The following is a 13,812-nucleotide window of genomic DNA, read 5'->3' as shown; positions in this document are numbered from 1 at the left end:
CCTAGAGTGGGGCGGGTGAGCACCCACCCGCCCCGCCCCTGGATCCGCAGCTACGCGCCCGGCGTGCCGACGGAGCTCGAGCTCCCGACCGGCTCGCTCGTCGACATCGTCACCGAGTCGGCCGAGCGCTATCCCCACCAGGTCGCGCTCGAGTTCTTCGGCCGTTCGACCAGCTACTCCCAGCTCGCCGACGAGGTGGAGCGGGCCGCCGAGGGCCTCCGCCGCCTGGGCGTCCGCGCGGGCGATCCTGTCGCCCTCGTCCTCCCGAACTGCCCGCAGCACGTCGTCGCCTTCTACGCCGTCCTCCGGCTCGGCGCCGTGGTGGTCGAGCACAACCCGCTCTACACCCCGCGCGAGCTGCGCCACCAGTTCGAGGACCACGGTGCTCGTGTCGCGATCGCCTGGAACCGCGTCGTGCCGACGGTGCAGGACCTCCCGGCCGACCTCGGCGTCGAGACAGTCGTCGCCGTCGACCTCACCCGCGCGATGCCCGCCTCGATGCGCGCAGCCCTCCGCCTGCCGCTGAAGAAGGCCCGGGAGTCGCGCGCCGCGCTGACCGGGCCGGTCCGCGGCGCGATCGAGTGGGAGACGCTGCTGCGCCGGCGGATCGACCCGGCGCACCCGCGCCCGGTCGCGGAGGACCTCGCGGTCATCCAGTACACGAGCGGCACGACCGGCACGCCCAAGGGCGCCGAGCTGACCCACGCGAACCTGACGGCGAACGCCGCCCAGTCGCGCGCCTGGGTGCCGACGATCCGCCGCGGCGACTGCGTGGTCTACGCGGTGCTCCCCATGTTCCACGCCTACGGGCTGACGCTCTGCCTCACCTTCGCGATGAGCATGGGCGCGCGCCTGGTGCTGTTCCCGAAGTTCGACCCGGAGCTGGTGCTGAAGGTCGTCAAGAAGCACCCCGCCACCTTCCTCCCGGCCGTTCCGCCGATCGCGGAGCGCCTGGCGCGCAGCGCGCAGCAGCGGGGCGTCTCCCTCCGCGGCATCGAGATCGCCATCTCGGGTGCGATGCCGCTCGACCCGGCGCTGGTCGAGTCGTTCGAGGCGCTGACCGGAGGCACGCTCGTCGAGGGCTACGGCCTCTCGGAGACCTCTCCGGTCCTGATGGCCAATCCGGTCGGTCCGACGCGACGCGCCGGGACGGTCGGGCTCCCGCTGCCCGGCACGGACGTGCGGATCGTCGACCCCGAGGATCCCGACACGGAGGTGGCGACCGGCGAGCAGGGCGAGCTGGTCGTGCGAGGTCCGCAGGTGTTCCGGGGCTACCACCGCAAGCCCGACGAGACGGCGGCGACCTTCACCGGCGACGGCTGGTTCCGCACCGGCGACATCGCGACGATCGACGAGGACGGCTTCGTGCGCATCGTCGACCGGATCAAGGAGCTCGTGATCACGGGCGGCTTCAACGTCTCGCCGTCCGAGGTGGAGGAGGTGCTGCTCCGCCTGCCCGAGATCAAGGAGGTGGCGGTGGTCGGCCTGCCCGATCCGCGCAGCGGCGAGTCCGTGGCGGCGGCGGTCGTCCTGGAGCCGGGCGCGCAGCTCGACGTCGCAGCCGCCCGCAAGGCCGTCCGGGAGGCGCTGACGCCCTACAAGGTGCCCAAGCGGATCACCGTCGTCGACGAGCTGCCGCGGAGCATGATCGGCAAGGTCCTCCGCCGCCAGGTGAAGGCGATGCTGATCGACGAGGACTAGCCCGGAACGAGCGAGGGCCCCCGACCACTGTCCGTGATCGGGGGCCCTCTGCAACGAGGCTAGAAGCCGAAGTCGCCGCCTCCGAAGTCGCCGCCCCCGCCGAAGTCGCCTCCGCCACCGAAGTCGCCGCCGCCGGAGTCGCCCCAGCCGCCGCCGTCTCCGGCGTCCGCACCGGAGGCGTCCGCACCTCCCGCATCCGCTCCGCCGTCGGCCGAGGCGTCTCCCCCGCCGTCACCGCCGGCGTAGTCGCCTCCCGCATCGGGGAGGAACGCGCCCGCGATGGCCGAGCCGATCGCGAACCCGGCGATCGTGCCGAGCATCGAGGAGGCGAGGACGCCGCCGAAGCCCATGCCTCCGCCGCCGGAGAAGCGCCGCTCCATGAATCCGGGCTGGCGCAGCTCGCTCCGCGTGGCGGACTGGGCGAGCGTGCGGGGGTCGTCGTCCTTCGGCGCGTCGCCGACGGGGGCCCCCTCGCTGAGCTCTCGGAAGACCTGCTGGCGCTGCTCCGGGGTCAGCTGCTCGAAGGCCTCGCGGTGCACCTGCTCGATCGCCTCGGGCGGCGCGGTGCGGAGGAGGTAGCGGTAGCGCTCGATGGCACGCTCATCGTCGGTGCGCGGAGACGTCGCCGGAGGGGAGCCGTACTCGGGCCTGCGGTCCGCGGCCTGCGGCGGCGCGTACGTCGAGCGGCGTGCGCTCTCGGGCTGCTCGTCGCGGCCCAGCAGTCGGTCCAGGAATCCCATGATCTCCTCCTCGGCGCCCGACGGACGCACACCGCCACCGTAGGCCTCCCACCGCTCCGGGTGCTGAGCGTTCTCTCAGAGGCTGCTCGGAGCGGGGGCCTCGGTCACTTCTGCTTCGGGATGACCACCCACATCACGAGGTAGGCGATGATCTGCGGCCCCGGGAGGAGGCACGAGAGCACGAACAGGAGACGCACCACGAAGGGGCTCCAGCCGAATCGGCGGGCGAGACCGGCACAGACGCCGGCGATGATCCTGCCCCGACGGGGGCGCACGAGAGTAGCCATGACTCCACTCTGGCGCAGGGCGCCTGAGCGGGGCATCCGGGAAACCCCCTAGGTCTGCGCGGGAGTCCCGTCGAGCTCCTCGGGCCGGAACGCTCCGACCGAGCGGGCGAAGGCGGCGGCGCGCTCGGCGTCGGCCTCCGGCCAGACCACGTGGAAGCGCTCGAAGACCACGTCGCCGGGTCCGCCCGGTGAGACGCGGGCGAAGTAGCGCCGGTGGCCGTCGAGCCAGGAGGCGCGCGTGCGGTCCCCCTCGCCCTCGGCCCAGGCGAACGCGTCGTCGACGGAGTCGAGCGGACCGGTCCGAACCTCGTCCGTCACGAGGACGACACGCGCCGCTCCCGCGCCGTCGCAGACGATCCAGTGGTCGCCCGCGACGGGTGCCCCCTCCTCGGCGAGGGACGCCGTGGCCGTCTTCACTCCGCGCCGCACGAGGCCCAGCAGCTCGTCCGCCATCGCCGTGCTGTCGCCGAACGCCTCGACCGGCGGGAGCGCCTCGTCGACTCCCGGATGTGCGGAGCGGTACTCCGCCCAGAGGAGCGCCGCCGAGGCGGCGTCGGTGTCGGGGAGGGCGGTGCGCTCCGGCGCGGCGGGCACGAGCGCCACGATGTTCGCCCCGGCCAGGGAGGCGGGATCGTCGGGGTGGTTGTCGGGCGTGGTGACCGTGGCGAAGGGCCAGTGCTGCTGGAGCCAGCGGCGCGCGTAGGCGTCGAGCTCCTCCTCGAGCCGCGAGCCCCGGACGGCGGGGACGACCCACCAGGAGGCCTCGGCGGAGTCGCCGCCGCCGGGCCGGACGCTCAGAGCGCCCAGCGCCTCGGTGCGGTCCGGGCCGACGAGCAGGAACGCGTGCGCTCTGCCCGCACGCGACTCCTCCTCGAGGCGCAGGAGACCGCGTACGTCGTCGCCGAGGGACGCCGACGGCAGGGCGGCCGGATCGTCCCCGCGGAGGAGAGCCGCGAGCCACGGTCGCTGCTCGCCGATCACCGCGTGCAGGAGGTCCGCGTCGCTCGAGACGAGAGGACGCAGGAGGGCGCCCGCCGGCAGCTCGAGCCGCGCGGGAAGGGGCGTGTCGCCGGTTCCACCGCTCATGACCGCACCTCCCCGCGCAGCGGCTCAGCCGGCCGCGCGCTCCAGGACGAGCTCGCGGACGCGGGCGGCGTCGGCCTGCCCCTTCATGGCCTTCATCACGGCACCGATCACGGCACCGGCGGCCTGCACCTTGCCGTCGCGGATCTTCGCGAGCACGTCGGGCTGCGAGGCCAGTGCCGCGTCGATCGCCTCGATGAGCGCTCCGTCGTCCGAGACGACCGCGAGTCCACGGGCGTCGACGACCTCCTGCGGGGTGCCCTCCCCGGCGATGACGCCCTGGAGGACCTCGCGGGCGAGGCGGTCGGTCAGCGTGCCGCTCTCGATCAGACCGGCGAGCTCGGCGACCTGGGCCGGGGTGACCAGGGACGCCGGGTCCTCGCCCGCCGCGTTCGCGACGCGCGCGATCTCCCCGGTCCACCACTTGCGGGCCGCCTGCGGAGCGGCTCCCGCGGAGACGGTCTCGGTGATCTCGACCAGCAGGCCGCTGTTGGCGACGTCCTGGAACTCGAGGTCGGTGAAGCCCCACTCCTGCTTGAGGCGGCGACGGCGGTCGGCGGGCTTCTCGGGGAGCGCGGCGCGCAGCTCCTCGATCAGCTCGGGGCTCGGCACGACCGGGAGCAGGTCGGGCTCCGGGAAGTAGCGGTAGTCGTCGGCGTCGCTCTTGGGCCGGCCCGCGGAGGTGCGGCCGGTGTCCTCGTGCCAGTGGCGCGTCTCCTGCGTGATCGTGCCGCCCGCGGCGAGGATCGCCGCCTGGCGCTGGATCTCGTAGCGGACGGCGCGCTCGACCGAGCGGAGCGAGTTGACGTTCTTGGTCTCGGTGCGGGTGCCGAGCTTCTCCTGGCCGATCGGGCGGAGCGAGACGTTCGCGTCGCAGCGCAGGTTGCCGCGCTCCATCTTGGCGTCCGAGATGCCGAGCGCCAGCACGATGTCGCGGATCGTCGCGACGTAGGCCTTCGCGTACTCGGGCGCGCTCTTCCCCGCGCCGTAGATCGGCTTCGTGACGATCTCGACGAGCGGGACCCCCGCGCGGTTGTAGTCCACGAGCGAGTACTCGGCGCCCTGGATGCGGCCGGTGGCGCCACCGACGTGCGTGAGCTTGCCGGCGTCCTCCTCCATGTGCGCGCGCTCGATCGGGATCTGCACGAGCGAGCCGTCGGCCAGCTCGATCTCGACCGAGCCCTCGAAGGCGATCGGCTCGTCGAACTGCGAGATCTGGTAGTTCTTCGCCAGGTCCGGGTAGAAGTAGTTCTTGCGCGCGAAGCGGCTGGACGGGGCGATCGAGCAGCCCAGGGCGAGGCCGAGGCTGATCGAGTAGCGGACGGCCTGCTCGTTCACGACCGGCAGCGAGCCCGGGAGGCCGAGGTCGACCGGGGTCACGTTCGTGTTGGGCTCGGACCCGAACTCGTTCGGCGCGTCCGAGAACATCTTGGTCTTCGTGTTGAGCTCGACGTGCACCTCGAAGCCGAGCACCGGCTCGAAGGTCTCGAAGACCTCGTCGTAGTCCATCAGCTCGGGAGCGGACGTGTGCGCGGAGGCCATCAGACGGCACCTTCCTCGGTCGCGGAGAGCACGGAGTGGGTCAGATCGGGGGCCTGCGCGAGGAGCGGGCGGCCCCACTTCTCCTCGAGCAGCGCCTCGAGCGCGGCGCCCACGGTGTAGAGGCGCACGTCCTCCCGGGCGGGAGCGAGGAACTGGATGCCGACGGGCAGCCCGTCCTCGTCGGCGAGGCCGGCGGGGACGGAGATGCCGGGGATGCCGGCCAGGTTCGCCGGGATGGTCGCGACGTCGCCGCGGTACATCGCCAGCGGGTCGTCGAGCTTCTCGCCGAGGCGGTAGGCGGTCGTCGGTGCCGTCGGCGAGGCGATCACGTCGACGTCCGCGAAGGCCGCGTCGAAGTCCCGCTGCACCAGGGTCCGGACCTTCTGCGCGCTGCCGTAGTAGGCGTCGTAGTAGCCGGCCGAGAGGGCGTAGGTGCCGAGGATGATCCGGCGCTTGACCTCGGGGCCGAAGCCCTGCTCGCGGGTCGCGGACATGACCTGCTCGACCGTGCCGCCGCCCTCCGGCGTGACCCGGAGGCCGAACCGGACCGAGTCGAACTTGGCGAGGTTGCTGGAGGCCTCCGCGGGGAGGATCAGGTAGTAGGCGGCGACCGCGTGCTCGACGCTCGGGAGGCTCACCTCGACGACCTCGGCTCCGGCGCCCTGAAGGATCTCGAGCGCCTCGTGGAAGCGCGCCAGCACGCCGGACTGGAAGCCCTCGCCGCCGTCGAGCTCCTTGACCACGCCGATCCGGAGGCCCGTCACGTCGGCGCGGCGCACCGCGTCGGCGAAGGAGGGCCAGGAGTCGCGCAGCGACGTCGAGTCGCGCGGGTCGTGGCCCGCGATGACGTCGTGCAGCAGCGCGGAGTCGAGGACCGTCCGGGAGACGGGCCCGATCTGGTCGAGGCTCGAGGCGAGCGCGATCGCTCCGTAGCGGGACACGCCGCCGTAGGTCGGCTTCACGCCGACGGTGCCGGTCACGTGCGCGGGCTGACGGATCGATCCCCCGGTGTCGGAGCCGAGGGCCAGGGGCGCCTCGTAGCTCGCGACGGCCGCGGCGGACCCGCCGCCGGAGCCGCCGGGGATGCGGTCGAGGTCCCACGGGTTGTGGGTGGGGCCGTAGGCGCTGCGCTCGGTGGTCGAGCCCATCGCGAACTCGTCCATGTTGGTCTTGCCGATCGGGACCAGCCCGGCCTCGCGCACCTTGCGCATGACGGTCGCGTCGTAGGGCGGGCGCCAGCCCTCGAGGATGCGGGAGCCGCTCGTGGTCGGCATGTCGTTCGTGACGATGACGTCCTTGACCGCGAGAGGCACCCCGGCGAGGGGGTGCAGCGACTCGCCGTCAGCCCGCCGGCGGTCGATCGCCTCGGCGGACGCGACCGCGCCCTCGCGCGCGACGTGGAGGAAGGCGTGGACCGCTCCGTCGACCGCGTCGATGCGCTCGAGGTGGGCGCGGGTGGCCTCGACCGAGGAGACCGAGCCGTCGGCCAGCTTCTCGGAGAGGGCGGACGCGCTGAGGCGGACGAGCTCGTCGCCGTGCGCGCTCACTGCTCCTCCCCCAGGATCGCGGAGACCTGGAAGCGGCTGCCGTCGTGCTCGGGCGCGCCGGAGAGCGCCTGCTCGAGCGTGAGGGTCTCGCCGACCACGTCGGGCCGGAAGACGTTCTCGAGCGGGATCGGGTGGCTGGTCGCCGGCACGTCGGGCGTGGCGACGGCCTGGACCGCGCGCACGGAGTCGACGATCTGGCCGAGCTCCCTGGTGAGGCTCCCGATCTCGTCGGAAGTGAGGTCGATCCTGGCCAGCTGGGCCAGATGGGCGACCGTGTCGGCCGTGATCTCGGACATGCGTCTCCGTCTGGTGGTTCGGGGGGATTTCCGGCCGCCAGTCTACTCGGCGCGCCCGCACCGCCTCCGCCCGTGCCGCCCGCCCGTCAGGAGCCGCCGAAGAGGCTGGCGCCGTGCTTCAGGAGTGCGTTGTACGCCCCCTCGTAGGTGGTCGGCAGGTCCTCGCCGGGCTCGCCGTACCGGGCCAGCAGCAGGCCCATCAGGCCGACGGCGGGCGGGCTCAGCGGCTTGTCGCGGTTCACGTGCGCCGGATGCGCGGGCGCCGCCTCGGGGTTCGGGGGCAGGTACTGCGGCACCGTGGTCGGCCAGTCGCCGATCTGCCGCGGCTCGTCGAGGGTCAGCACCCCGAAGAGGTCGGGGGCGGAGGCGTCGCGAGCGGTCAGCGGCTCGAGGCCGTGCAGGGCGCTGAGGGTCCGGATCACGGCGCCGTGGTGCAGCTCGTCGTGCACGATCGTGCCGGCCCTCGTGTACGCCGAGACGGCGATCGTCGGCACGCGGCAGCCGAGCCGGTCGAAGGCGAAGCCCATCTCGCCCTCGCGGCCGTCGCCCGGCGGAGTCGCCGACGGCGGGGGGACGTGGTCGTAGAGGCCGCCGTGCTCGTCGAAGGTCGCCAGCAGGAGCGTGTTCACCGCGTTCGAGCCGGTCGTGCTCGCGCTCTCCCGGATCGCCGAGTACACCTGGTGCAGCAGCAGCTCGCCGGCGCGGACGTCGGACAGCGCGCTGTCGTAGACGGGCGTGCCGTCGACCTCGTCCTCGTGCAGGACGCCGGTCGGCGGGTGCATGTCGTTGTGGTCGAAGACGAGCCGCGGCTCGAGGAAGGCGTAGTCGGGCAGCTCGCCGTTCTCCACGTCGGCGTAGAAGCGGTCCATCGTCGAGAAGTGGGTCTTCCAGTACTTCTCGAGCACCGGCGCGTGCAGGAACCCGGTGTAGGAGACCACCTGCAGCGCGTCGAAGTAGACGCGCCAGGTCCTCCCCGCCTCCTCGAGGCGGTTGAACACCGTCGGCGCGTCGGCCAGGTCGTCCGCGAGCCACTTCTCGTAGCCGCCGCCCTGCTTGTTGGTGACGAAGCCGTGCGAGGTCGACGCGTGCAGGAAGGACCGGTTGCAGAAGGTCTGGGAGGGGACGGCGCAGAACCACTGGTCGAAGACGGCGAACTCGCGGGCGAGGGTGGAGAAGACGGGCAGCATCTCCGGTGAGAAGCCGCCCATGATCGTCCGCGCCTCCTCCGCAGTGGGCTCCTGCCCCTTCTTCATCACCCTCAGGTGCTGGACGTAGTCCTCGAGGAAGCCGCTCATCGTCGGGGCGGAGGCGTCGGCAGGCGCGTTGAAGGGCGCGGTCATGGCGCCGACGGTGCGGCCGGCGTTCTCGGGCGGATCCACCGTGCCGAAGAGCTGGGTGTTGACGTGCGGGTACTCCTCGCCCGGGTCCGGGTCGGGCTGGCGCATCACGGAGTCGGTGGCGCCCTCGTAGACGTGCGTGCCGACGGTCAGTCCCCCGGCGCTGGTGTTCGTCCGCTCGTCGGGGAGGAGGCCCTCGAAGCTCTCGCCCGCGGGCAGATCGTCCGGTCCGTAGAGGCGGCCGAGGACGTTGTCGAAGGAGCGGTTCTCGAACATGATCACGACGACGTGGTCGAATCCCGGCTCCGTGCGGGCGGGCAGTCGCGGCTCCTCCTCGCGGCGGGGGCCGGAGGCGACGGCCGCGCCGATCGCGCCGCCGGCGAGGGCTCCGGCTCCGACTCCGGCGGCGGCGGTGCCGGCCAGGAAGCGGCGGCGCGAGCGGGAGCGGGGAGCTCCGTCGTCGTGCTCCGAGGGAGTCCGCTCGCTGATCATCTCCGCCGCCTCTCCTGCGCCGCCTGCGCCTGCTCGGAGTGTAGCGACGCGCCCGGGACGGCGGCTCGAACGCGGGCGAGCAGTCCGGCCTCCGGCTCGGGGTCGACGTGCGCGCGGCGGGCCGCGTCGCGGAGGCGCCGCCCGACCGGCGCGGGCGGCGCGAAAGCCGGCGCCGTGCGGGGCCAGCGCGCGAGGGGGCGGTCGGGACCGCTGAGGAGTGCGGCCAGCTCTCGGACCTGCGGATCGACGAGCGCTCGGCGCACGCCCGCCCGGGCGCGGACGAGCTGCGCGGGAGTCTCCGGACCGAGCGGCACGCCGATCCGTGCACCCGAGGGGACGGCCGAGGCGAGCACGAGCGCCGGCACCGTGCCGGGCCGCCCTGCGCTCCCCCGCGCGGTGGCGAGGAGCAGCATCCGCCGCCCCGCCCGCTCCCCGTCGCGGACGGCGTCGAACACGACGTGCAGCAGCTGCTCCGCGAGGCGCGCATCAGCGGATCGATCGGTGCCGGCGGCTGCGGCGTCGGCGAAGTCGGCCGGATCGACGAGGGACCGCGGCTCGACCAGGACGAGCGGAGGCAGGGTGCCGGCTGCGGCCTCGGCGGCCAGCGCGTCGATGGGAAGGAGGCGCCCGCCGCGGGAGCCGGCGGCGCCCGGGTCGCGGTGGGGCCACTCCGGATCGGCGAGGAGCGTGGTCGAGACGCCCTGCCGCTCGTCGACCGCGAGAGCCCAGCCGGTGCCGGTCTCCCGGGCCGCGCGCAGGGCCGCCGGCAGCGGATCGCGGCCGTCGGCGCGCCAGTGGTCGGCCCGGGCGAAGGCCGTGGCGAGGAGCGCGTGCACCGGCAGCATCTCGGGGGCGAAGCGCGCGCCCGGAGGATCGTCCGGGCCGGGCGCGGTCATCACGGCGTCCGTGCCGCCGGTGAACACCGGGCCGTCCGTGTCGTCGAGCGCGCCGAGGACCTGGTCGCGGCTGCGGCCGGCGAAGGAGAGCACGACCACGTGGTCGATCCGCCCGAGCACCTCGGCGGTCCGACGCTCGGCGGTGGTGGGCCGAGCCGCGGCGTCGAGCGCGAGCGACGCTGCGTCGGCGAGGGAGCGGCGCAGGAACGCACGCCGCTCCCCGCCGCCCGCGTCAGGCATCGGGCCCGGTCGGCTCCTCCGTGCTCGGGGCGGCCGCGTCCGGGACGGCGTCGGTCTCCGGCACGGCGTCGTCCTCCGGCGAGGCGTCGGAGCGCGATGCGCCGGCGACGTCCCCGTCCGGGCCGGCGGAGGCCTCCTCCGGAGCGTCGGCGGACGCCTCCTCCGGCAGCGCGATCGCGTCCGGTCCCTCCGTCACCAGGAGGTGGAACTCGGCCGCGGTGATGATCCGGAGCCCCAGGGCCTCGGCCTTGCCGAGCTTGCTGCCGGCGCCGGGACCGGCGGCGACGTAGTCGGTCTTCTTGGAGACGCTCGAGCCGGCCTTGCCGCCGGCCGCGAGGATGGCCTCCTGCGCCCCCTCGCGGGAGTACCCCTCCAGGCTGCCGGTCGCCACGACCGTGAGACCCGCGAGCACCCCGCCGGCGGCGTCCGCGGCACCGGGACCGGGGTGGCCGGGCGTGGCGAAGCGCACTCCGGCCGCGGCCCAGCGGTCGACGATCTCGACGTGCCAGTCGACCTCGAACCAGGCGATCAGGGCGTCGGCGATGATCCCGCCCACCCCGTCGACCGCGGCGAGCTCGTCGCGGCTCGCCCCGCGGATCGCGTCGAGCGAGCCGAAGTAGCCCGCCAGCGCGCGCGCGGCGACCGGGCCGACGTGCCGGATGCTGAGCGAGACCAGCAGGCGCCACAGCTCCTTGGTCTTCGCCCGCTCGATGTTCTCGATCAGCCGGAGGGCGTTGGTGGAGGGCACGGAGGCGGCGTCCCCCGCGAAGGCTCCCGCCTCCGGGTCGAAGGCGCCGTCCTTGGCGAGCTGCCGCTTGCGCTTGAAGGGCGTGACGACCTTCGGATCGCCCTTCGCGTCGAGCTTCTGCAGACCCGTCTCGGAGTCGCGGACGACGACCTCGATCGGGAAGAGATCGGCCACCGTGAGCTCGAACAGGCCGGCCTCGGTCCGCAGCGGCGGCTCGGCGGGCACCAGGGGCTGGGTCAGGGCGGCGGCGCTGACCTCGCCGAGCGCCTCGATGTCGAGCGCGCCGCGGCTGCCGATGTGCTCGACGCGCCCGCGGACCTGCGCGGGGCAGGACTCCGCGTTGGGGCAGCGCAGGTCGACGTCGCCCTCCTTGGCCGGAGCGAGCGTGGTGCCGCACTCGGGGCACTGCGTCGGCATCACGAACTCGCGCTCGGAGCCGTCGCGGAGCTCCACCACCGGGCCGAGCACCTCGGGGATGACGTCCCCGGCCTTCCGCAGCACGACCGTGTCGCCGATGAGCACGCCCTTGGCCTTGACCACGTCGGCATTGTGCAGCGTGGCCTGGCGCACCTCGGACCCCGCGACCTTCACCTTGGTCATCTGGGCGAACGGCGTCGCGCGGCCGGTCCGCCCGACGCTCACCACGATGTCGAGGAGCTTCGTGTGCACCTCCTCGGGCGGGTACTTGTAGGCGATCGCCCAGCGCGGCGCCCGGCTGGTGGCGCCGAGCTCGTCGTGCAGCTCGAGCTCGTCCACCTTGACGACCACGCCGTCGATCTCGTGCTCGACCGAGTGCCGCTCGCGGCCGTAGCGCTCGACGAAGGCGAGCACCTCCTCCACCGAGGCCGAGACGCGGTTGTGGCCGCTCACCGGCAGTCCCCAGGAGGAGAGGAGCCCGTAGACCTCGGACTGGGTCGCGACCGGCGGGTCCGGCCAGGCGCCGATGCCGTGCACGTAGAGCGCGAGGGAGCCGACGCGCGCCTCGCCGGCGCGCAGGTCGAGACCCGACTTCTTGTCGAGCTGCTGGCGGAGGCCGCCGCTCGCCGCGTTCCGCGGGTTGGCGAAGGTCGGGAAGCGCCGCAACGCGCTCGTGCGCGCCTTCTCCTCCTCGAAGACGCCGCGGGTGGCGGCCGGGCGGGTCGACCAGCGGGTCCGCGCCTCCTCGACCGCCTCGTCGCGCAGCGTCTCCTGGAGGGCGTTCAGCTCGGCGAAGGCGGCCACGGGGATGAAGACCTCGCCGCGGACCTCGACGAGTGCCGGGTGGCCCTCACCGGAGAGGTGCTCGGGGATGCCCGCGACGCGGAGGGCGTTGACGGTGACGTCCTCGCCGGTGCGGCCGTCGCCGCGGGTCGCCGCCGTGACGAGGAGGCCGTTCTCGTAGTGGAGGGAGATCGCGAGCCCGTCGATCTTGAGCTCCGTGAGCCAGGCGACGGGGCGGTCGGCCGAGGCCACCGTCTTCTCGCACCACTCGCGCAGCTCCTCGGCCGAGAACACGTTGTCGAGGGAGAGCATCCGCTCGGCGTGGTCGATCGGGGCGAGGCCCGCTCCGACGACCCCGCCGACGGTCCGCGTCGGCGAGTCCTCGGCGGCGAGCTCGGGGTGCTCGGCCTCGAGCGCGGCGAGCTCGCGCACCAGGGCGTCGTACTCGGCGTCGGACAGCGGCGAGGAGTCGGCCGCGTAGTAGTCGTCGCTCGCCGACCGGATCCGCGCCCGCAGCTCCTCGACGCGGGCGGCGGGCTCGACGGCGCTCATCGGAGCACCGCGGCGTCGGCCGCGACCGTGCGGTCGATCGTGCACTGGCCCAGCACGCGGGTGCCGAGGTAGACGACGGCCGTCTGGCCGGGGGCGACGCCGTCGAGCGGCGAGTCCGGAGTGATCACGAGCTCCACCCTGCCATCGACGTGCGACACCATCGCGGAGGCGGGGACCGGGTCGGCGTGCGCGCGGATCTGGACGTCGCAGCGGAAGGGCGCGTCCGCGTCCTCGGGAGCGGCGCCCGCCCAGGTGAACCGCTCGCCGGCGATCTCGCCGATGCGCAGCGCTTCGCGCGGACCGACGACGACCTCGTTGCTCACCGGCCGCACCTCCAGGACGAAGCGGGGCCGTCCGTCGGGCGCGGGGACACCGAGGTGCAGGCCCCGGCGCTGGCCCACCGTGTACCCGTGAGCGCCCTCGTGGGAGCCGACCACCGCGCCGTCACGATCGACGACCGCTCCGGTCTCGGGGGCGACGCGCTCGGCGAGCCAGCCGCGGGTGTCGCCGTCGGGGATGAAGCAGATGTCGTAGCTGTCGGGCTTGCTCGCGACGCTGAGTCCCCGCTCGGCCGCCTCCGCGCGCACGATCGCCTTGGACGGCGTGGAGCCGAGCGGGAACATCGAGTGCCGCAGCTGCTGCTCAGTCAGCACGCCGAGGACGTAGGACTGGTCCTTCGCCTCGTCGCTCGCGCGGTGGAGCTCCGGGGAGCCGTCGGCGGCGGTGCGGAGGGAGGCGTAGTGGCCGGTGCAGACGGCGTCGAAGCCGAGGTCGAGAGCCTTCTCGAGCAGGGCGGCGAACTTGATCCGCTCGTTGCAGCGCATGCAGGGGTTCGGGGTGCGGCCCGCCGAGTACTCGGCGACGAAGTCGTCGACGACGTCCAGCTTGAACCGCTCGGAGAAGTCCCACACGTAGTACGGGATGCCGAGGACGTTCGCGGCGCGCTGCGCGTCCATCGAGTCCTCGATCGTGCAGCACCCCCGGCTGCCGGTGCGCAGCGTGCCGGGCATCCTGCTCAGGGCGAGGTGCACGCCCACCACGTCGTGCCCCGCCTCCACCGCGCGGGCCGCGGCCACCGCCGAGTCCACTCCACCGCTCATCGCCGCCAGAACCTTCACCGTGCGAGTCTACGTTTCCCGCGGGCGCGTCCG

Annotated in this window: 11 protein-coding genes; 1 reads left to right on the top strand and 10 read right to left on the bottom strand. The window is 73.8% G+C overall.

What is annotated here, in order from left to right; translation table 11 throughout:
- The first annotated feature begins 15 nt into the window (after positions 1–15).
- Positions 16–1,701, top strand: coding sequence for a long-chain-fatty-acid--CoA ligase (locus C5C69_RS04180; RefSeq protein ID WP_104232517.1), 1,686 nt, complete (start codon positions 16–18; stop codon positions 1,699–1,701).
- 59 nt (positions 1,702–1,760) lie between these two features.
- Here the strand turns inward: C5C69_RS04180 and C5C69_RS04175 are convergent, their stop codons facing one another.
- The 10 genes from C5C69_RS04175 to mnmA all read right to left on the bottom strand — a co-directional run bounded on the left by C5C69_RS04175 (position 1,761) and on the right by mnmA (position 13,779).
- Entirely contained in the window at positions 1,761–2,441 is a 681-nt protein-coding gene (locus C5C69_RS04175; protein ID WP_104232676.1) for a hypothetical protein, read from the bottom strand.
- Between the two features lie 104 nt (positions 2,442–2,545).
- Positions 2,546–2,728: a PspC domain-containing protein gene (locus C5C69_RS04170; RefSeq protein ID WP_104223873.1), complete on the bottom strand. Its 183-nt coding sequence runs from the start codon at positions 2,726–2,728 to the stop codon at positions 2,546–2,548.
- 48 nt (positions 2,729–2,776) lie between these two features.
- On the bottom strand, positions 2,777–3,814 hold the full coding sequence (locus C5C69_RS16875; protein ID WP_104232516.1) for an ASCH domain-containing protein: 1,038 nt from the start codon (positions 3,812–3,814) through the stop codon (positions 2,777–2,779).
- Positions 3,815–3,838: 24 nt separating this feature from the next.
- Complete coding sequence (gene gatB / locus C5C69_RS04160) at positions 3,839–5,353, bottom strand: Asp-tRNA(Asn)/Glu-tRNA(Gln) amidotransferase subunit GatB (RefSeq protein WP_104232515.1); 1,515 nt, start codon at positions 5,351–5,353, stop codon at positions 3,839–3,841.
- Positions 5,353–6,900, bottom strand: coding sequence for an Asp-tRNA(Asn)/Glu-tRNA(Gln) amidotransferase subunit GatA (gatA, locus tag C5C69_RS04155; RefSeq protein WP_104232514.1), 1,548 nt, complete (start codon positions 6,898–6,900; stop codon positions 5,353–5,355). The genes gatB and gatA overlap by 1 nt, the downstream gene beginning before the upstream one ends.
- A complete protein-coding gene (gatC, locus tag C5C69_RS04150; RefSeq protein ID WP_104223877.1) occupies positions 6,897–7,196 on the bottom strand; it encodes an Asp-tRNA(Asn)/Glu-tRNA(Gln) amidotransferase subunit GatC in 300 nt (99 codons plus the stop codon). Before gatC ends, gatA begins: the two co-directional genes overlap by 4 nt.
- An 86-nt stretch (positions 7,197–7,282) precedes the next feature.
- Positions 7,283–9,025: an alkaline phosphatase family protein gene (locus C5C69_RS04145; protein WP_104257368.1), complete on the bottom strand. Its 1,743-nt coding sequence runs from the start codon at positions 9,023–9,025 to the stop codon at positions 7,283–7,285.
- Positions 9,022–10,161 carry a hypothetical protein gene (locus C5C69_RS04140; RefSeq protein ID WP_104232512.1) on the bottom strand — a complete coding sequence of 380 codons (1,140 nt, stop codon included), beginning with the start codon at positions 10,159–10,161 and terminating at the stop codon, positions 9,022–9,024. The genes C5C69_RS04145 and C5C69_RS04140 overlap by 4 nt, the downstream gene beginning before the upstream one ends.
- Entirely contained in the window at positions 10,154–12,661 is a 2,508-nt protein-coding gene (gene ligA / locus C5C69_RS04135; protein ID WP_146083589.1) for an NAD-dependent DNA ligase LigA, read from the bottom strand. Before ligA ends, C5C69_RS04140 begins: the two co-directional genes overlap by 8 nt.
- Entirely contained in the window at positions 12,658–13,779 is a 1,122-nt protein-coding gene (gene mnmA, locus C5C69_RS04130) for a tRNA 2-thiouridine(34) synthase MnmA (protein ID WP_181065512.1), read from the bottom strand. Before mnmA ends, ligA begins: the two co-directional genes overlap by 4 nt.
- Positions 13,780–13,812: the final 33 nt, after the last annotated feature.

Origin of the sequence: Rathayibacter sp. AY1C7, from assembly GCF_002931865.1 — a bacterium.
GTDB lineage: Bacteria > Actinomycetota > Actinomycetes > Actinomycetales > Microbacteriaceae > Rathayibacter.
The sequence above is the reverse complement of the archived record's forward strand: the minus strand, read 5'-3'. Positions and strand labels throughout refer to the sequence as shown.